The sequence below is a fragment of the Streptomyces sp. NBC_01478 genome, from assembly GCF_036227225.1.
In the GTDB taxonomy this organism is placed as follows: domain Bacteria; phylum Actinomycetota; class Actinomycetes; order Streptomycetales; family Streptomycetaceae; genus Streptomyces.
The window spans coordinates 4,169,575-4,188,315 of record NZ_CP109444.1; the positions used below are offsets into that span (position 1 = coordinate 4,169,575).

The window sequence follows — 18,741 nt, forward strand, 5'->3', positions numbered from 1 at the left end:
CCCACCGATCAGTGGTGGTCGGGACTCATCAGCGCGGCTCGCTAAGCAGAAGGCGTACGGCACGCATGGCATGAGGGTACCGCAGCCCTTGAGCACAACGCGACGCGCTTCCGTATCACCCTTGGCACCCCTGACCGCACCGGCCGACACTGAACCAAGTTCAAGGACTACCTTCGCGTACCACCCACTACGGGACATCGCAGCAAGCGCATTGTCGTTTGATAACAACGCAATAACTCAAACCTCGTACCCACCGGTATGGAGCCACTTAGAGTTCGGCAGCGGGACCGCTTTCCCGATACTGCTCGGAGTTGCCCCCATGAACCCTCGTCGTAGTACCAGTTCGCTCCCCAAGCCGGGCCGTTCGGCCTATGGCATGGCGAGCCTCGTCGTCCTGATCTTCATACCCGTGTTCGTGCTGCTCGGAGGCAGCCAGGTACAGGACTTCCTCAACTTCGGTGCGGGCGTTCTCTCGCTCGTCTCCCTGACCTGCTCGGTGATCTGGGGGCTGGTCGCCCAGGACCGGGTCATCCTCAACATCCGCCAGCGGATCGTGGCCCAGGGCATCCACCGGGTGACCGCCGTCGGCTCGATCGCGTTCCTCGTGATTCACATCACGGTCAAACTGGCGCTCGACCACACCGTCCTGATCGCCGCGCTGATCCCCTTCAGCCTCGGTGTGACGGGCAGCGCCGGACTCATCGGCCTCGGCTCCCTGGCCGGCCTGCTCATGATCTTCGTGGGCATCACCGGCGCCCTGCGCAACCAGTTCGCGTCCCCGGCGCCGGTGGCCGCCCGCTGGCGCGCGATGCACATGCTGGCCTACCCGGCCTGGTGCGCGGCGCTGGTCCACGGCCTGTTCGCGGGCCGCGCGGCCAAACCGTTCTTCATGATCTCGTACGAGCTGTGCCTGGTCGGGGTCGCCGCAGCCCTCGCCCTGCGCTCGGCACCCCGCCCGATCAAGCGGAAGTTCGCCGACAAGGTCGCCATGCTCCTGGGCAACGAGGAGCGACCGGGTCTCGACGAACTCGACGCGAGCCGGGGCCGCGTGGCCGAGTCCGCGCTGCCGGGCTACGAGAGCCGCCGCCCGGCCGAGGGCCGACGCGCCGCGCCGCAGCCCTCGTTCACGGAGACCGGGTCGGTCCCGCGCGTGGACCCGGCCGCCGCGCAGTACGAGACGAGGTCCATGACCCCGGTCGCCGACACGAACGGCTTCGCGGCCGCCTACCGCACCGCCACACCGGAATCCACCGGTCAGATGCCGTTCGTCACCGACCAGAACTCGCGCATGAACGTGCCGATGGACATGCAGAACACGCAGGCGGTCCCGCGCGCGGACAACGGCGGCAGCACCTCCGGAAGCTGGCCGATCCCGTCGCCCCCGCCGGTCGGCGAGGCACCCCCGTCGGCCTACGACCCGCTCCAGGACACCGGCTACAACATCCCGACGTACAACAACAACGCGGGCACGGGCGGATACGGCGAGGGATACGCGTACCCCACCGGTGAGTCGAACGGCACCTCCGGTACGTACAACCCCAATGACACGTACAACAGCGGTCCCGCCACTGATCAAACGCCCAACGCTTCGTACGACTTCGACGCGCAGGGCGGCTCGGGCGAACCTTGGAACACGCCTTCCGGAGGCTATAGGTGAACGAGGCCCTGCCCGACGTCCCAGAAGTCCGCGTCGTCGGGCTTCCTCAGCTCACATCGGGCTTCGACCTTGTCGAGAGACTCGACCTGCCCATGCACTTGAAGGTGCACGGGCCGCTCGAACCGATGGGCGGGGAGCAGCTCGCGAAGCTCTCCGAGGCCATCAACCTGAAGGGCCGCGGCGGCGCGGGCTTCCCCTTCCACAAGAAGCTGCGGTCGGTCGCCGAGGCGGCGATCAAACGCGGTGTACGGCCGGTCGTCGTCGTCAACGGCAGTGAGGACGAACCGGCATGCCGTAAGGACACGGTGCTCATCAACCGTGCCCCGCACCTCATCCTGGACGGCGCCCTCCTGGTCGCCGAGGCCCTGGGTGCCCGCACGCTCGTGGTGGGGGTCACCCGTGAGTCGACGCAGCGCTCCATGGAGGCCGCGCTCTCGGAGCGCGGCCTGAGCAACACCCGCCGCTCGGCGCTGAAGGCGTTCGTCCAGCGCAACCCGGTCCGCATGGTCACCGGCGCCGCCGCGTCGCTGATCCGCTCGATCGACGGCGGCCCGGCGATCCCGCCCGGCCGCAAGGTCAGCGCCTCCCAGAACGGCGTCGGCGGCGCCCCGACCCTGCTGTCGAACGCCGAGACGTTCGCCCAACTCGCCATCGCCGCCCGCATCGGCCCCGAGCGCTACGGCAACACCGGCCTCTACGACGAGCCCGGCACCGTCATGCTCACGGTCTCCGGGGCGGTCGCCCGCCCCATGGTGATCGAGGTCCCCACAGGCGTACCGCTGCGCTACGTCCTGCAGTTGGCCGGCGCCCCGCCGGTCCCCCAGGGTGTGCTGACGGGCGGTTACCACGGCAAGTGGATCGACGCGGCGACGGTCAACGAGGCGATCGTCTCCCGCAACTCCCTGGACGCGGTGGGCGGTGCGCTCGGCGCCGGCGCCATCATGCCCATCACCCAGGAGACCTGCCCGCTGGGCGAGTCACTGCGCGTGGCCCAGTGGCTGGCCGACGAGAGCGCGGGACAGTGCGGTCCCTGCTACCTCGGTCTGCCCGCCGCCGCGCGCGGCATGGAGGACATCCTCAACGGCGGCGGCCCGGCCGCCCTGGAGGCGCTGAAGCAGGTCGCCAAGGCCGTGAAGCGGCGCGGCGCGTGCTCGCACCCGGACGGCTCCGCGATGTTCCTGGAATCGACCATCAAGGCGTTCACGGACGACCTCGCCGCCCACGTCCTCGGAAACGGCTGCGGAAGGCCCGTGGAGGGCGTTCTGCCGCTCTTCGAGGGCGGCCAGCTCCCCGCGGGCATCACGAGCGGCGCGGAGGCCGAGGAGAACGGTCCGAGCCGTCAGAAGATCTACGTCGACTGGACGCTGTGCCGGGGCCACGGTCTGTGCGCGGACATCCTCCCGGAGGTCTTCGAACTCGGCGCCGACGGCTTCCCCACCGTCGCGCAGGCCCAGGTGCCGCGTTACGCGGAGGCGAAGGCGCTCCGCGCGGTACGGCGTTGCCCGGCACTGGCCCTACGCCTGGAGGAGGAGACCGCACGGGACAAGGGGCCCGCGCGCAACCTGCCGGTCCTCTCCCAGGGCCGCGGCCGGCGAGCCCTCGGCCGCTGAGAACACGAACAGCGGGCCGCCCCCCTCAGGGACGGCCCGCTGTTCCATGACCTGCGCCAACTGCCCCCGGACACACCGAAGGCGGGTCATCCGATGGGATGACCCGCCTTCGACTTCTGTGGAGCTAAGGAGAATTGAACTCCTGACCTCCTGCATGCCATGCAGGCGCTCTACCAACTGAGCTATAGCCCCTTGCGGTGCGCTACCGGGTCTCCCCGGTGGCGACGCCAACATTACCGGTGACCCGGCGCACCACCAAATCGTTTCCGTCCACGTCACCGTGACCGTGATCGCCGGGACCTCCTCGCGGGGTCCCGGCCGGAGTCAAGCCGTGACGAACGAATAGAACCGCTTCAAAGTGCAGTGCTCCTCGAGGAGTCGACCGTAGATCGGCTCACCCTCGAGTTCGCGGTACGTCTCGATCGGGTCGCCTTTTATGATCAGCGCCCGCGCGCACTCCTCGCACCAGTACTGGTAGTCGGGATTCACCGGTTCCATGTCACGGACGATCGGCGTCCCACTGCCGCACCAGTCGCACTTTCGCCTGTGTGCACCCATCGATCAGCTCCAGCTGTGGCCGCAGGCCGTGCACACGTAGGAAACTCCGCCGTTGTCACCAAGGACTTGGGCCACGTGGGCGGAACCGCAGGAAGGGCAGCTCAGGCGGGTGATCGTATCTCGTATCAACGCCGCATCGAAGAGGTGGTCGACCTCCTCGATGATGCTCGCAGGCATCGCTACTCCCTCCCGTCGGGCCGCGCCCCCTTCCGGCCGTTTGATTCTGCCACGGCCGGACCAATACGGTCAGCGACGCCTTCGTACCAGTCCGGACACGGCACCCACCGCGGCCGTCCCCGCCAGCGCGAACATGCACGCCAAAAGCGCCTTCGCAGAGGTATACGCCCCCGGGGCCCCAAGTGACTCAAGCCGGTTCAAGAACAGTGTGCCGAAAACCGCGACCCCGAGGAGCTGACCAAGCTGCGCGACCGTGGAGAGCAGACCGCTGGCGTCCGCCGCGTCCTCGGGCCGCACGGTTGCCAGGGCCCGGGTCAGCGTCGGACTGAAGGCGAGCGCGAGCCCGGCCCCCACGCCGACGTACGCCACGTAGAGTACGGCTCCGCCGCGGCCGCCGCCTTCGAACGCCAGGCCGACTCCCGCGACGGCCGGCATCGTGATCACGAAACCGAGCGGGGTCAGCGCCCGCTGCCAGGCCGCCGGCCACCGGCGCCAGGTCAGACCGACCGCCCCGAAGACGACCGCCGTCGGCGCGAAGGTGAGCCCCGCGCGCAGCGCGCTGAAGCCGAGGCCGCCCTGGACGTGCAGGGTGAGCGCGAACAGGAAACCGGCGTTGACGGCCATCACCGCCAGGATCCGGAAGACGGCGAGACCCATGCCGGTGTGACGCAGCACACGCGGCGCGATCAGCGGGGCGCCCCCGCGCCGGGCGAGCCGGGACTCGTAGCCGCAGAACGCCGCGAAGAGCACCGCCGCCGCGATCAGCGACAGCCACGACCACAGCGGCCAGCCCTCCTCCTGCCCCAGCACCAGCGGCACCGTCAGCAGCGAGACGGCCGAGGCGAGCAGCACCAGCCCCGGCACGTCGAAGGCGCGCGCCCGCTCCGGCTCCGCCCCGCCGTCCCGCGGCAGCACGCGCCGGCCGACGAACAGGAGTACGACCCCCACCGGCACGTTGACGAGAAACACCGGCCGCCAGCCCGTGCCGAACAGGTCGGCGCTGACGAGCACGCCGCCGAGGATCTGCCCGGCCGCGGCGCCGACGGCGATGACCGCCGAGTACACGCCGAGCGCCCGCATCCGCGCCTCGCCGATGAAGTGCCGCTGGATCAGGCTGAGCACCTGCGGGATCATCAGCGCCGAGCCGGAGCCCTGGACCAGGCGGAACACGATCAGCTCGGTCGAGCCCTGGGCCAGACCGCAGGCCAGCGAGGCGGCGGTGAAGAGCGCGAGCCCGGCGAGGTGGACCCGGGCGTGACCGAGCCGGTCGCCGAGCCGGGCGCCGGTGATCAGCAGCACCGAGTACGTGATGGTGTAGCCGGCGATCACCAACTGCAGGTCGGCGCCGGAGGCGTGGAGTTCGGTGCCGATGGTGGGGGCGGCGACGTTGACGATGAACACGTCGAGCAGCGCCATGAACAGGGCCGCGAGCAGGACCGCGAGCATCGGCCCACGGCGATTGTCAGTGCCAGGGTCTTTACTGGTGGCAGGAGTTGGAACGGGTGCGGAATCCGGTTCCGTCCGGGGTGGTGTCGTCATGCGGTCGAGCGTGGGGGCGCTTCGGTACGGGTGCCGAGAGCCCGCTGATGCTGGTACTGGCAGCACCTGGCACGGACCAGGCCGGGCGTCGAACATGGGGGATGTGACGATGGGGATGGGGACCACACAGCGCCGCCGACCTGAGCTGGCCGCGTTTCTGCGCAGCAGGCGCGCGAGGGTGACACCGCACGACGTGGGCATGCCGCCGGGTTTTCGACGGCGTACGCCGGGACTGCGCCGCGAGGAGGTCGCGCAGCTCTCCGGAGTGGGCGTCACCTGGTACACCTGGCTCGAACAGGGGCGCCCGATCAACGCCTCCGCACAGGTGCTGGACGCCGTGGCGCGCACGCTCCGGCTCGACGCGCCGGAGCGCGAGCATCTGTACCACCTGGCCGAGGTGCCGTACGCGCATCCGCCGGAAGTGGCCTCGCAGTCGGTGGGGCCGGAGATCCAGGGCATCCTCGACGCCCTCGATCCGCGCCCGGCGGTGGTCTACAACGCGCGCTACGACATCCTCGCCACCAACGCCCCCTACCGGACGGTGTTCTGGGTGGAGCCGCTGCCGCCGAGCCCGATGCCGAACGCGCTGTGGAAGCTGTTCACGGTCCCGGAGGAGGACTGTCCGCTGCTGTACCGGGAGACGGAGCTCCCGGTGATGGTGGCGACGCTGCGCTCGGCCTACGGGGTGCATACCGGCGAGCCCGTCTGGGAGGAGTTCATACGGGGGCTGTCGGCGGCGAGTCCGCTCTTCGCGCGGCTGTGGAGGAGCGGGGACGTGGCGGAGCCGGGGCGGCGGGTGAAGACGTTCCGGCACGAGGAGGTGGGCGAGATGCGGATGACGTCGGTGTCGTTGTCGGTCAACGGCATGTCGGAATGCCGGATCGTGGTCTACACCCCGGCCGACGAGGAGACTCGGCGGCGCACGGAGGCGCTGACAGTGACGAAAAGATCCCACCCCTGAAAGGGATGGGATCTCATCGACTCGATCGTGGACGACTCTCGATCTTTGACAACTCAAGAGTGTCGATCTGTGGAGCTAAGGAGAATTGAACTCCTGACCTCCTGCATGCCATGCAGGCGCTCTACCAACTGAGCTATAGCCCCGTGTGTTCTTCCCGCTCGGCGGGCGAACAAGAAGAACTTTAGCCTGCGACCTGCCGGAAAGTGAAATCCGGGGTCGGGGCCCTGGAGGGCCGCTCAGTCGTCGTCGCCGAGCACCGGTTCCGGGAGCGTTCCGGCGTTGTGTTCCAGCAGGCGCCAGCCGCGGGCGCCCTCGCCGAGCACGGACCAGCAGCAGTTGGAGAGGCCGCCGAGACTCTCCCAGTGCTGGGACTCCAGACCGAGGAGACGTCCGATGGTGGTGCGGATGGTGCCGCCGTGGCTGACCACCACGAGGGTGCCGTCCTCGGGCAGCTTCTCGGCGTGCCGCAGCACGACGGGGGCGGCCCGGTCGGCGACCTCGCTCTCCAGTTCACCGCCACCGCGGCGTACCGGTTCCCCGCGCTTCCACGCGGCGTACTCCGCGCCGTGGCGGGCGATGATCTCCTCGTGCGTCAGCCCCTGCCAGACGCCCGCGTAGGTCTCCCGCAGGCCCTCGTCGTGGGTGACGTCGAGGTCGGTGAGGACGGCCAGTTCGGCGGCCGTGTTCGCCGCCCGCCTCAGGTCGGAGGCGACGATCGCGTCCGGCTTGAGGGAGGCCAGCAGCCGCGCGGCGCGGCGGGCCTGGCCGACACCGGTCTCGGTGAGCTCGACGTCCGTGGTGCCCTGGAAGCGGCGCTCCACGTTCCACGCGGTCTGGCCGTGCCGCCACAGGATGACGCGGCGGCCCCGGCCCGCCTTGCGGCCGTCCGCGCCGGCGCTCATCGCACCTCCCCGAACTCGGAGGCGTCCTCCTCGGCCTGGAGCTTGGCGTGCTCGGCGGACTTGCCGCGGGTGGCCTTGGCCTCGGCGGGGAGGTCCAGCTCGGGGCAGTCCTTCCACAGCCGCTCCAGGGCGTAGAAGACGCGCTCCTCGCTGTGCTGGACGTGGACGACGATGTCGACGTAGTCGAGCAGGATCCAGCGGGCGTCACGGTCGCCCTCGCGGCGCACCGGCTTGGCGCCGAGCTCCTTGTTCAGCCGCTCCTCGATCTCGTCGACGATCGACTTGACCTGACGGTCGTTGGGAGCGGAGGCCAGCAGGAAGGCATCCGTGATCGACAGCACGTCGCTGACGTCGTAGGCGATGATGTCGTGCGCGAGCTTGTCGGCGGCCGCCTGGGCGGCGGCGGAGATGAGCTCGATGGAGCGGTCAGTGGCGGTCACTACGCGGCTTTCGGTCGGCGGTCAACAGACCTCAAGGGTCTCACGGACCGTGGACGGCCCCCCACGTGAATAACGGATCATGCCCCGGACACCGGTCGGAACACCGGCTCCGGCCTCCGGGGCGTGCTCTCCGTCACGACGACACCGCCACATCGGCGTCGCTACGACGACTCGGCCACGGCGTCACGAGGACGACGACGGCTTGTAGTCGGTGCCCAGGATCACCGAGACATCCGCGTTCGCGGAGACTGTGCCCTTGGTCACGGTGCTGGTGGGCAGGCCCAGGGTCTTGGCGACCTCGGTGGCGTTCTCCTTGTCGGCCGCGTCGGAGTACGTGATCTTGGACGTGGCCGAGGTCCCGGACACGGTGCCGGCCTCCAGGAAGGTGAAGCCGCCGTTGAGGAGGACGACGCGGGCCTTCTCGGTGTCGTCCTTGACGCCGGTGGCGTTCTGGACGGCGACCCGGACCGCCGAACCCTCGTCGGGGCTCTTCGCGGTGCCGCCCAGGATGTCCTTGACGACACTGGCCGAGGCCTGCGCGGTCAGGGTGCCGTCGTTCTGGACGGGCAGCAGGGCGGTCTTGTAGTCGCCGCTCTTGGCGAGGTCGGCGAGCTTGGCGAGGAAGGTGCCGAGGTCCTTGTCGGTGAGGGGCGGGTCCAGGATCTGGGCCAGTGTCTGCACGGTGGTGGTCGCCGCCGTCGGGTCCGAGGTGAGCTGGCGCAGCACGCCCTGCATGACCTGGCCGAACCGCTCCAACTGGGCGTTCTGGGCCTCGCCCGAGGCGCGGTAGGTGGCGTAGGCGACGGCCATCTTGCCGCTGAGGGTCTGGTCCTTGCCCTTGTGGACGAGGGGCGCGGCGCTCTTCTTCGTCGCGGCCGGGTCGGGCACGTCGGCGTTGGTGTCGAGGTCGATGTTGCCGACGAGGTCGACCAGGTTCTGGAGGTAGGGGGTGTCCAGCCGCCAGGTGCCCTCGATGTCGGTGCCGAGGACGGTGTTGAGCTGGTCGACGGTCCCGGAGGTGCCGTCGTCGTCGACCGACTTGGCCAGCGTCGTGGTGTTGCCGTCGTCGTCCGTGAGGGCCAGGGAGTTGGGCAGCAGGACGGTGGTGCCCTGCTTCAGGGTGGTGTTGTCGACGAGCAGCACCGAAGAGGTGCCGCCCTTCGCGGTGTTGTGCAGGTGGACGACGATCACGTCACGGTTCTGGGCGCCCGCGGCCGTCGTGGTGCCCGACTTCGAGGCGGACGAGGAGACTCCGGGGAGCTTCCCGGCGTACCAGAGGTAGCCGACACCGCCGGACACGACCAGCGCGAGGGCCACGACGAGGGCGACCATGCGGCCACGGGCGCGGCGCTTGGCCTCCTCGCGGCGCTCGGTGCGGTTCTCGGTGAAGTTCAGCCAGTCGATGACGTCCTCGGAGTCGTCGGTCGGCTCCTCCACGAACGCGAACTGCTCGGTGCGGTAGTCCCGTTCACCCGTCTCCGGGGTTTTCGGGGCTTCCGTTTCCTCGGCCGGGCCGCCCTGCTGCGGGATGTAGGCGGTCTGCTCGGCGACCCGGGGCTGCTGTCCGCTGGTCGCGGTCTGCCCGTAGGGGTCGTAGGCCGTCGTCGTCCCGGTGGCGTAGGGGTCGTAGCCGGACTGCGGCGCCTGCCGGCTGTCGTAGGCCTGCTGGGCGCCCGTGTCGTAGTCGGGCGTCTGCTGCTGGGTGCCGGTCGCGTACGGGTCGTAGGCATAGCCCTGCTGTTGCTGCTGCCCGTACGGGTCGTACGGCTGCTGCTGCGGGGGCTGTTGGGTCTGCTGGGCCGGGACCTGGCGGTAGACAGGTTGGTTGTACTCGTCGTAGCCGACGAGTTCGTACTGGTCGCCGCCGTACCCGGCGTCGTATCGGTCGTTCACCGGTGCCCCTCTCGGCTCACTCGCCGCGGTACAGCTCGCGCTTGTCGATATAGCGCACGACTCCGTCGGGCACCAGGTACCAGACGGGATCACCCTTCGCGACTCTCGCACGGCAGTCCGTGGAGGAGATGGCCAGCGCGGGAACCTCGACCAGCGAGACGCCGCCCTCCGGGAGACCGGGGTCGGTCAGTGTGTGGCCGGGGCGGGTGACTCCGATGAAGTGCGCGAGGGAGAACAGCTCCTCCGCGTCCCGCCAGGTCAGGATCGCGCCGAGGGCGTCGGCGCCGGTGATGAAGAAGAGGTCGGCGTCGGGGTTGATCGCGCGCAGGTCGCGCAGGGTGTCCGTGGTGTAGGTGGGGCCGCCGCGGTCGATGTCGATGCGGCTCACCGAGAACTGGGGGTTCTCGGCGGTCGCGATGACCGTCATCAGGTAGCGGTCCTCGGCGAGCGCGACCTTGCGGTCGGTCTTCTGCCACGGCTGACCGGTCGGGACGAAGATCACCTCGTCCAGGTGGAACTGCGCGGCGACCTCACTGGCCGCCACGAGGTGTCCGTGGTGGATCGGGTCGAACGTTCCGCCCATGACGCCGAGCCGGCGCTTGCCGGGGTTCGACGGGCCGTTGTTGCGCGGGCCGTTCACCATTCGGTTCTCCGTGCCGCGCGTCGTGTCGTTCGCCGGACCGGTAGGCATGTCCTGCTCTCCCATGCGTGCAGACCCTACCGGCCCGGTGTGAAGACCCCGGGACCCGTCCGGTGGACAGAAGGGACAGACCCTAGCGGTCGCGGTTGAAGCGGGTGGTGATCCACAGCAGCAGCATCAGGACGATGAACGCGCCGCCACCGGTGATGATCGGCTGGAGGCTCTCGTGGTTGCCCCCGCCCTCCCCCTCGGCGGCAAGAGTGACCAACTGGGCAGCAGTGCCGTGGATGCTCATCTTCAGCAGAACCTATCGGGTGTGGGCGGGATAAAGATGTCGGCCCATGGTAAGCGGGCGTCCCGGCGGCGATCACGCCGACTCCGCCATTGGGAACTCGACATGGGCGTCGGCAGGGAACTCGACGGGAGTCTCAGTCGTCCTTCTGTTTGTACCCGCGCAGCAGGAACCACGCGGTCAGGATGCAGCCGAGGAACATCACGATCAGTACGACCCTGAGCAGATCCCCCGACCCTTGCCGGGGGGCGGCGCTCGCGGCCTCTGCGAGCCAGGCGGCTGCGGAATGGGGCTCCATGCGTTGACTCCTTCGCTGTACTGCCCGTCCACGGTATCTCCGCCTAGGCTGGGCTCTGCTTCGGGGGCACTCAGGGCACTCACACGCACATGGGGGGACCACATGTCCGAAGACGGCCACGAGCAGAACGGGCACGAGAACGTACCGAGCAGGCAGCGCAGGCGCTTCCCAGGAATCTCCTCGCGTGCGTACGAGCACCCGGCCGACCGTTCCGCCCTGGTGGCGCTGCGCAAGCTGACCGGGTTCGACACGGTGTTCAAGGCACTCAGCGGGCTGCTGCCCGAGCGCAGTCTGCGGCTGCTGTTCCTGTCCGACTCGGTGCGCGTGTCGGACCAGCAGTTCGCGCACCTCAACGACATGCTGCGGGACGCCTGTTACATCCTGGACCTGGAGAAGGTCCCGCCGATGTACGTCACCCAGGACCCGCAGCCCAACGCGATGTGCATCGGCCTGGACGAGCCGATCATCGTCGTCACCACCGGTCTGGTCGAGCTGCTCGACGAGGAGGAGATGCGGGCGGTCGTCGGCCACGAGGTGGGCCACGCGCTGTCCGGCCACTCCGTGTACCGCACGATCCTGCTGTTCCTGACCAGCCTGGCCCTGAAGGTCGCCTGGATCCCGCTGGGCAACCTCGCGATCCTGGCGATCGTGACGGCGCTGCGCGAGTGGTTCCGCAAGTCGGAGCTGTCCGCCGACCGCGCGGGTCTGCTGGTCGGCCAGGACCTGCGGGCCTCGATGCGCGGCCTGATGAAGATCGCCGGCGGCAATCACCTGCACGAGATGAACGTGGACGCCTTCCTCAAGCAGGCCGAGGAGTTCGAGTCGGGCGGCGATCTGCGCGACTCGGTACTGAAGATCCTCAATGTGATGCCCCGCTCCCACCCGTTCACCACCGTGCGGGCGGCCGAGCTGAAGAAGTGGGCCGAGTCCCGCGACTACCAGCGGATCATGGACGGCCACTACCCGCGGCGCAGCGAGGACAAGGACACCTCGGTCACGGACGCGTTCCGCGAGTCGGCCGCGAGCTACGCCACCAACGTGAAGAGCTCCAAGGACCCGCTGATGAAGCTGGTCAGCGACATCGCCGGCGGCGCGGGCGACCTGGGCGGCCGGGTGCGGCGCGGCTTCGGCGGCTTCGGGAGCACGTCACCGCAGGACGAGTCCCCGTCCGGTTCGGCCAACGGCACCGAGCAGCCGCCCACGGACGACACCCCGCCGCGCGACTGAGGACTGACCTCACTCACGTACGAGGGGCTGTGCACGGCCCCTTTCGAGCACGGCCGCCGCGTGTGCGAAAACTCAGGGAACTCACACCTTCGGAACGCGGAAACTCACACCTTCGGCTGCGCGCTCGTCGCCAGGGTCCCGCACAGGGCCGTGGCGCTGCCCGTCGCGTACGGGTCCGTGCCGGCCGGGCCGCCCGCCTTGGCGGTCTGGCCGGCGAGCAGGGGGCGCAGATGGGTCACGGAGTCCTCGGCGCAGGACAGGGGCCCGGCCTGGACGTAGGAGACGACGAGCTGGGCCTGGTGCATGCGCAGGTCGTCGCGGTCGAAGCGGAAGTGCAGTTCGCGGCGGACGGTGAACAGGGATGCCTGGGTCTGGTCGCCGGAGCCGGTCGAGGCCGTCGAGCCGGTGGGCCGTAGCGCGTAGACGAAGGTTCCGTCGGCGGTGACCTCAAGGGTCGACGAGTCGATCTCGGTGGCCTGGAGGGTGCCCTGGACGCGGATCTTGCGGTCGGCGAGCTGGACGCGTGACGGGTCGAAGCGAACCAGCCATCCGGTGGGCTCGTGCCGGCCGTCGGCGGTCGGGTGCTCGAAGCTCTGGTCGAACTGGTCGAGTTGGTCCGGGTCGACGAGGACGCGCGCGGGGCGGATCTGGCCGCCGGTGAGGACGGCCGGGTAGAGCGAGGACTCGACGATGTAGTCCTTGGCGGTGCTCAGGGCGGCGATGACCTGGCTGTCCGAGAAGTGCGCGGTGCGTCGCGCGGCCGGCAGCGGTATGCCCTCGCCGCCGACGCTGAACTGCGCGGCGGGGCTGTGCGCGTAGAGGGACTCGGCGTCGGTCGCCCCCGGCACCTTGCCCTGCGGGGACAGCGGGATCACGGTGATCCGCAGCGGCTCGACGGGCTGCTGGGCCGTGGGGGTCGTGTACGGGTGCCGTACGCCCATGTAGATCGCGGTGCCGAAGGCGACGGCGATCAGCATGACCAGGGTCAGTGCCTGGCGGGAGAGACCGCGGCGCAGGGCCGGGCGACGGCGGACGGCGGGGGCGTGGTCGGCCATGCGCTCCTGCGCGGAGAACTCCTGGAGACGGGCAGCACGGACGAACGACTCGTCGAAGACGACGGATCGGTACTCGTCCTCACCACCACCGGGAGCGCCCTCGGGCGTCCCCTCGGGTGGGTCTCCTGGACCGCCCATACTTTCAGAGTAGGTCTCTGGAGCCTCAGGTAAACGCCCTGCTACACGACAAGTTCTGACAGGTTCTCACCGAGCCCGTCACAACTCGCTCAGGGCGTGCGCGGGACGGCTGACAGCGGTGGCTGGGAGTTGTCGGCGGAAGCGGAGGGTGCCGCCGCCGTGCCCTGTTCCACGCCGGTGGAGGCCGGGGGCGGGACGCGGTCCCTGCTGCCCGAGGACGCGCCGCGGTAGACCGCCGAGAAAGCCAGGGCGACCATGCCGATGCCCATCACCAGGGCGAGCAGCCAGGCGACGGGGCGGTGCCAGCGGACCTGTTTGCCGTAGGTCCCCGGGGCGCCGTAGCGGCCCTGGACGACATCGGGGTCGTCCAGGTCGTCGAGTTCCGGATCATGGCCGAATTCGCGGCCGTAGGCGTCCTCGAAGGGGTCGTCGTCGCCTCGGGCGCGTCTGCCGTACTGCGCGCGGCGGGCTTCGGCCTCGGAGGCCTCGGCTCTTGCCTGCGCGGCGGCAAGGAGGCGCTCGACGGCGGTCGGCTCGTGTACTACGGCCGCCCGCACGAAGGCCTCGTCGAAGACCACGGATGCGAACTCTTCGTCCGACTTTCCGCGGTCGTGGTCGTCGTCGGGCTCCCAGCCGTCAGGGAACGGCGTGCCCCCCACGTCCTCCGGCACCTCTCCAGAGTAGACCTGGGGGGTCCATTTGGGCAGGCGGTAGGGAAATTCATCCGCTGGGTGAGACACCCGCCCCAGGACGTGCCCGTATGCCCGACGCATATGCCGGACGACCGGTGGCTCAGCGGCGGATGTGGCCGTCGCCCGTGACGATGTACTTGGTGCTGGTCAGTTCCGGCAGGCCCATCGGGCCCCGGGCGTGCAGCTTCTGGGTGGAGATGCCGATCTCCGCGCCGAAGCCGAACTGGCTGCCGTCCGTGAAGCGCGTGGAGGCGTTGACGGCGACGGTGGTGGAGTCGACCAACTGGGTGAAGCGGCGGGCGGCCTGCTGGGAGGACGTGACGATCGCCTCGGTATGGCCGGAGCTCCAGAGCCGGATGTGCTGGACGGCCTTGTCGAGCGAGTCGACGACGGCGGCGGCGATGTCGTAGGAGAGGTACTCGGTGTCCCAGTCCTCCAGGGTGGCCTCGACGACGGTGGCGTCGGAGTCCTTGGCGTAGGCGAGGACGCGCTCGTCGGCGTGGACGGTGACGCCTGCCTCGGCAAGGGCGTTCAGGGCGCGCGGCAGGAACTCGGGGGCGATGTCCTGGTGGACGAGGAGGGTCTCGGCGGCGTTGCAGACGCTGGGCCGCTGGGCCTTGGAGTTGATCAGGATGTCGATCGCCATGTCGAGGTCGGCGTCGGCGTCGACGTAGACGTGGCAGTTGCCGACGCCGGTCTCGATCACGGGGACGGTCGACTCGCTGACGACGGTCTGGATCAGGGAGGCGCCGCCGCGCGGGATGAGGACGTCGACCAGGCCCCGGGCGCGCATCAGTTCGCGCACGCTCTCGCGGCTCTCGCCGGGCACCAGCTGCACGGCGTCGGCGGGCAGTCCGGCGCCGCCGACGGCGTCGCGCAGCACGCGCACGAGGGCGGTGTTCGACTCGTAGGCGGAGGCGGAGCCGCGCAGCAGCACCGCGTTGCCGGACTTCAGGCAGAGGGCGGCGGCGTCGACCGTCACGTTCGGGCGGGCCTCGTAGATGATGCCGACGACGCCGAGGGGGACGCGCACCTGGCGCAGGTCGATGCCGTTCGGGAGGGTCGAGCCGCGGACGACCTCGCCGACCGGGTCGGGCAGCGCGACGACGTCCCGTACGTCCGAGGCGATGGCCCGCACGCGCTCCGGCGTCAGCGTCAGCCGGTCGATGATCGCCTCGCTGGTGCCGGCCTCGCGGGCCTTGGCGATGTCCTTGGCGTTGGCCTCGACGATCTCGCTCGTACGGACCTCCAGCGCGTCCGCGATGGCGAGCAGCGCGTCGTCCTTCTCGGCGCGCGGCAGCGGCGCGAGGTCGGCGGCGGCGGACTTGGCGCGGTACGCGGCCTGCGTGACCGGGGACAGGGAGTCGTACGGCGAGAGCGTGGTCATGAGGGAAGGGTAGTGCGCCGGACGGGGGCGTCCACCGGCTATCCCAAACCGCGAGACAGGCGCAGAAGGGCCCGAAGCGGACTCACCACGGAACTCAGAAGGGGTGTACGCCGACCGGGGTCGCGGGCAGCGGGCCGTAGCCCTCGGAGATGCGCTGGTGGTAGGTCTCGCGGTCGATGACCTCCAGGCCGACGATCTCCCACGGGGGCAGTTTCGCGGTCTGGCGGTGCTCGCCCCACAGGCGCAGGGCCACGGCGGCGGCGTCGTGCAGGTCGCGGGCCTCTTCCCAGTAGCGGATCTCCGCGTGGTCGTTGGCGTAGCGGCTGGTCAGCAGAAAGGGGTGGTCGTGGGCGAGCTGTTCCAGGCCGCGCCGCACCTCCTTCAGCGGGGCCTCGCCACCGGAGACGCTGAGGGTGACATGCCACAGCCGGGGGAGGTCCTTGGGTTCCTCGCCCTCGTACCGGGCGCCGGCCGCGACGCTGGTCAGCGTGCGCTCCTCGCCGGGCGCTCGGGAGGTGGCACCACCGCGGGACGCCGCCGCCCCAGGGCGCACTCGTCTCACGACGGCCTCCTTACGCAATGGTCGAGCTGCTGGGCTCGCGCGGAATTTGTCCCCGAGACAAAGTTGAGCAGGCCGAAGGCGTCCGCGTGGCGCTTTTACGGAAGGTCCACCAGGGGGAGGCGGACGTTTCGGTTGTTTTACGGGTGCAGGATCACCAGGTCGTCCCTGTGTACGACTTCCCTCTCGTACGACGGTCCCAGCTCCCGTGCCAGTTCCCGGGTGGAGCGGCCGATCAGTTGCGGGATCTCCTTGGCGTCGAAGTTGACGAGCCCCCGGGCGACCGCGTGCCCGGCACTGTCCCGGAGTTCGACGGGGTCGCCCGCGCTGAACTCGCCCTCCACAGCGGCGATTCCGGCCGGCAGGAGCGACATCCGGCGCTGCACGACCGCGCGCACGGCGCCGTCGTCGAGGGTCAGCGAGCCCTGCGGGGTGGACGCGTGCTGGAGCCAGAGCAGCCGGTCGGCGGACCGTTTCCCGGTGGCGTGGAAGTACGTTCCCGTGTCGCCGCCGGTGAGCGCGTCGGTGGCGTGCACCGCGCTCGTCAGCACGACGGGGATGCCTGCGGCGGCGGCGATACGGGCCGCCTCGACCTTGGTGACCATGCCGCCGGTGCCGACGCCGGCCTTGCCCGCGCTGCCGATCTCGACGTGCGCGAGGTCCTGCGGTCCCCGTACTTCCGCTATCCGCGAGGTGCCCGGCCTGCTGGGGTCGCCGTCGTAGACGCCGTCGATGTCGGAGAGGAGGACCAGCAGGTCGGCGTGGACGAGGTGGGCGACGAGGGCGGCGAGCCGGTCGTTGTCGCCGAAGCGGATCTCGTCCGTGGCGACGGTGTCGTTCTCGTTGACGATCGGGAGGGCGCCCATGGCGAGGAGTTTGTCGAGGGTGCGGGAGGCGTTGCGGTGGTGGGAGCGGCGGCTCATGTCGTCGGAGGTGAGCAGGACCTGGCCGACGCGGATGCCGTAGCGGGCGAAGGAGGCGGTGTAGCGGGCGACGAGGAGTCCCTGGCCGACGCTGGCCGCGGCCTGTTGGCGGGCGAGGTCCTTGGGGCGGCGGCGCAGTCCGAGTGGGGCGAGGCCTGCGGCGATGGCGCCGGAGGAGACGAGGACGACCTCTTTCGCTCCTCCGCTGCGGCTCTTGGCGAGGACGTCGACGAGTGCGTCGACGCGGTCGGCGTCCAGGCCGCCGGCCGCGGTGGTCAGTGAGGAGGAACCCACCTTGACGACGATCCTGCGGGCCTCGGTCACGGCCTGCCTTGCCCCTGCCACGTGCGAAGTCCCCTCGGGTAGGTTCGGGTGACCCGCGGCAATTTACGCGAACCGGGTTGGGGTGTGCACGTTGGTCCAGTTCGCGGACAGATGGGTTGAGTTTCGGGTGCGGGTGGGTGGGGGCTGGTCGCGCCCACGCGGCGGAGCCGCAAATCGACACAGCCCCGCGCCGCTGAATGCCGGACCAGCGCAGGTTTTTCAGGGGCGCGGGGAACTGCGCGACCAGCCCCCACCGGCCCGCACTCTGAACTCAAGCCGCCGCAGCCCTCAGCACCCGACGTACTTTCCGCACCACCCGACGCAAGAACACACCCGCTCCCCCCTCCCGATACCCCCCCACCCCACGCGCCTCGCGAGGTTCGGCCAGGTAGAGGGAGTCGGGCAGGCCCGCCGCCGCGGAGCGGAAGTGCGGATACGCCAGGTACACCCGACGCCCCCGCTTCTCCACCACCGCGTCGGGCCGCTTCTTCGACTTGACGAACTCGACCACGTCCAACAGGAGTTCGGGACGTTCCTCGGCCACCAAGTGCAGTCGCAGCCGTTCATTGACCTTGAGGCGCAACGCCACCTCGTCCGTCCAGTGCGCGGCCATCAGCGGCTTGGCCAGCTCGAACTTGTGGCGCCGTACCTGCTCACTGTCCCCCAGGTACTTCGGGCCGAACTGCGGGAGGAGGGTGACGAGGAACGGGCGGACCATCAGCTTGTCCCGCTCCACCCCCGGCGGGACCATCTCCGCGATGAGGTTCGTCAACGCGCGCGCGGAGTCGAAGCGCAGGGTGTAACTCCCGCTCTTCGTCACGTGTTTGCCGTCGTCGCGGCCCACCAGGTAGTAGCAGGTGTGGTCGGCGATCACGGAGACGCCGTCGGCCCGCAGATAGGCCTCCATCGTGAACAGCGCGTCCTCGCCGGTGAACAGCGACTCGTCGAACCGCATGCCGTTCCGCTCCAACAGCGCCCGCCGGAACAGCTTCTGGGCGCTCAGCGTGAACTTGATGTTGGAGTGGAAGACGTCGGTGCGCTCCAGTGTCTCGACCCACGCGGCCTTGGGCGGGACCCGGTTGATGCCCTCGACCTTGCCGAGGACCACGTCCGTGCCGTTGCGGTCGGCCATCGCGACCATCCGCTCCAGTGCCTCGGGGGCGAGCCGGTCGTCGGCGTCGAGGAAGAAGACGTAGCGCCCGCTCGCCTTGCCGAGGCCGACGTTGCGCGGGGAGCTGGGGCCGCCGGAGTTCTCCTGGCGGATCACGGTGACGTGGGTCGCGGCGCGGGCCGCGAACTCCTCCAGGTACTCCCCCGTGCCGTCGGTCGAGCCGTCGTCGACGGCGATGACCTCGATACGGGCCGCGTCCAGCGTCTGCGCCTCGACCGAGCGCAGGCACTCGACCAGGTACGGCATCGCCTCGTACGCCCCGATGACCACGGTCACATCAGGCTGCGTCACGGTCACG

Annotated in this window: 18 protein-coding genes and 2 tRNA genes; 4 read left to right on the forward strand and 16 right to left on the reverse strand. The window is 69.9% G+C overall.

Annotation, left to right across the window (positions count from 1 at the left end; all coding sequences use genetic code 11):
• The first annotated feature begins 319 nt into the window (after positions 1-319).
• Together OG223_RS18680 and OG223_RS18685 are read left to right on the forward strand one after the other, a co-directional pair.
• On the forward strand, positions 320-1,657 hold the full coding sequence (locus OG223_RS18680) for a cytochrome b/b6 domain-containing protein (RefSeq protein WP_329249643.1): 1,338 nt from the start codon (positions 320-322) through the stop codon (positions 1,655-1,657).
• A complete protein-coding gene (locus tag OG223_RS18685; protein ID WP_329249646.1) occupies positions 1,654-3,267 on the forward strand; it encodes an NADH-ubiquinone oxidoreductase-F iron-sulfur binding region domain-containing protein in 1,614 nt (537 codons plus the stop codon). The genes OG223_RS18680 and OG223_RS18685 overlap by 4 nt, the downstream gene beginning before the upstream one ends.
• A 119-nt stretch (positions 3,268-3,386) precedes the next feature.
• Here OG223_RS18685 and OG223_RS18690 read toward each other — a convergent pair.
• The 3 genes from OG223_RS18690 to OG223_RS18700 all read right to left on the reverse strand — a co-directional run bounded on the left by OG223_RS18690 (position 3,387) and on the right by OG223_RS18700 (position 5,448).
• A tRNA-Ala gene (locus OG223_RS18690) sits at positions 3,387-3,459 on the reverse strand.
• A 132-nt stretch (positions 3,460-3,591) separates the two neighbouring features.
• Entirely contained in the window at positions 3,592-3,825 is a 234-nt protein-coding gene (locus OG223_RS18695) for a hypothetical protein (protein ID WP_003976229.1), read from the reverse strand.
• Between the two features lie 246 nt (positions 3,826-4,071).
• Positions 4,072-5,448, reverse strand: coding sequence for an MFS transporter (locus tag OG223_RS18700; RefSeq protein ID WP_329249648.1), 1,377 nt, complete (start codon positions 5,446-5,448; stop codon positions 4,072-4,074).
• A 208-nt stretch (positions 5,449-5,656) separates the two neighbouring features.
• Here OG223_RS18700 and OG223_RS18705 point away from each other — a divergent pair, with 208 nt between their 5' ends.
• Positions 5,657-6,502, forward strand: a complete 846-nt coding sequence (locus OG223_RS18705; RefSeq protein ID WP_329249651.1) for a helix-turn-helix transcriptional regulator — start codon at positions 5,657-5,659, stop codon at positions 6,500-6,502.
• A gap of 70 nt (positions 6,503-6,572) precedes the next feature.
• On the opposite strand, the gene OG223_RS18710 is transcribed toward OG223_RS18705, so the two are convergent.
• The 7 genes from OG223_RS18710 to OG223_RS18740 all read right to left on the reverse strand — a co-directional run bounded on the left by OG223_RS18710 (position 6,573) and on the right by OG223_RS18740 (position 10,967).
• A tRNA-Ala gene (locus OG223_RS18710) sits at positions 6,573-6,645 on the reverse strand.
• Positions 6,646-6,738: 93 nt separating this feature from the next.
• Positions 6,739-7,404, reverse strand: coding sequence for a histidine phosphatase family protein (locus OG223_RS18715; protein ID WP_329249654.1), 666 nt, complete (start codon positions 7,402-7,404; stop codon positions 6,739-6,741).
• Positions 7,401-7,844, reverse strand: a complete 444-nt coding sequence (gene rsfS, locus OG223_RS18720; protein WP_329249657.1) for a ribosome silencing factor — start codon at positions 7,842-7,844, stop codon at positions 7,401-7,403. The genes OG223_RS18715 and rsfS overlap by 4 nt, the downstream gene beginning before the upstream one ends.
• Before the next feature lie 183 nt (positions 7,845-8,027).
• On the reverse strand, positions 8,028-9,737 hold the full coding sequence (locus tag OG223_RS18725; RefSeq protein ID WP_329249661.1) for an LCP family protein: 1,710 nt from the start codon (positions 9,735-9,737) through the stop codon (positions 8,028-8,030).
• A 16-nt stretch (positions 9,738-9,753) separates the two neighbouring features.
• Positions 9,754-10,443 carry a nicotinate-nucleotide adenylyltransferase gene (gene nadD / locus OG223_RS18730; protein ID WP_329249664.1) on the reverse strand — a complete coding sequence of 230 codons (690 nt, stop codon included), beginning with the start codon at positions 10,441-10,443 and terminating at the stop codon, positions 9,754-9,756.
• Between the two features lie 67 nt (positions 10,444-10,510).
• Entirely contained in the window at positions 10,511-10,672 is a 162-nt protein-coding gene (locus tag OG223_RS18735; RefSeq protein WP_033285922.1) for a hypothetical protein, read from the reverse strand.
• 133 nt (positions 10,673-10,805) lie between these two features.
• Positions 10,806-10,967: a hypothetical protein gene (locus OG223_RS18740; RefSeq protein ID WP_033285921.1), complete on the reverse strand. Its 162-nt coding sequence runs from the start codon at positions 10,965-10,967 to the stop codon at positions 10,806-10,808.
• A 102-nt stretch (positions 10,968-11,069) separates the two neighbouring features.
• Here OG223_RS18740 and OG223_RS18745 point away from each other — a divergent pair, with 102 nt between their 5' ends.
• A complete protein-coding gene (locus tag OG223_RS18745; protein ID WP_329249668.1) occupies positions 11,070-12,194 on the forward strand; it encodes a M48 family metallopeptidase in 1,125 nt (374 codons plus the stop codon).
• A gap of 104 nt (positions 12,195-12,298) precedes the next feature.
• Here the strand turns inward: OG223_RS18745 and OG223_RS18750 are convergent, their stop codons facing one another.
• The 6 genes from OG223_RS18750 to OG223_RS18775 form a co-directional block, all read right to left on the reverse strand.
• On the reverse strand, positions 12,299-13,387 hold the full coding sequence (locus tag OG223_RS18750; protein ID WP_329249671.1) for an SCO2583 family membrane protein: 1,089 nt from the start codon (positions 13,385-13,387) through the stop codon (positions 12,299-12,301).
• Positions 13,388-13,476: 89 nt separating this feature from the next.
• On the reverse strand, positions 13,477-14,058 hold the full coding sequence (locus tag OG223_RS18755) for an SCO2584 family spore wall biosynthesis protein (protein ID WP_329249674.1): 582 nt from the start codon (positions 14,056-14,058) through the stop codon (positions 13,477-13,479).
• A gap of 121 nt (positions 14,059-14,179) precedes the next feature.
• A complete protein-coding gene (locus OG223_RS18760; protein ID WP_329249677.1) occupies positions 14,180-15,466 on the reverse strand; it encodes a glutamate-5-semialdehyde dehydrogenase in 1,287 nt (428 codons plus the stop codon).
• Between the two features lie 94 nt (positions 15,467-15,560).
• Entirely contained in the window at positions 15,561-16,028 is a 468-nt protein-coding gene (locus OG223_RS18765; RefSeq protein ID WP_329249680.1) for a hypothetical protein, read from the reverse strand.
• Positions 16,029-16,165: 137 nt separating this feature from the next.
• Positions 16,166-17,272, reverse strand: a complete 1,107-nt coding sequence (gene proB / locus OG223_RS18770; RefSeq protein WP_329265353.1) for a glutamate 5-kinase — start codon at positions 17,270-17,272, stop codon at positions 16,166-16,168.
• A gap of 271 nt (positions 17,273-17,543) precedes the next feature.
• Entirely contained in the window at positions 17,544-18,740 is a 1,197-nt protein-coding gene (locus OG223_RS18775; RefSeq protein WP_329249682.1) for a glycosyltransferase family 2 protein, read from the reverse strand.
• Between the last annotated feature and the right edge of the window lies 1 nt (position 18,741).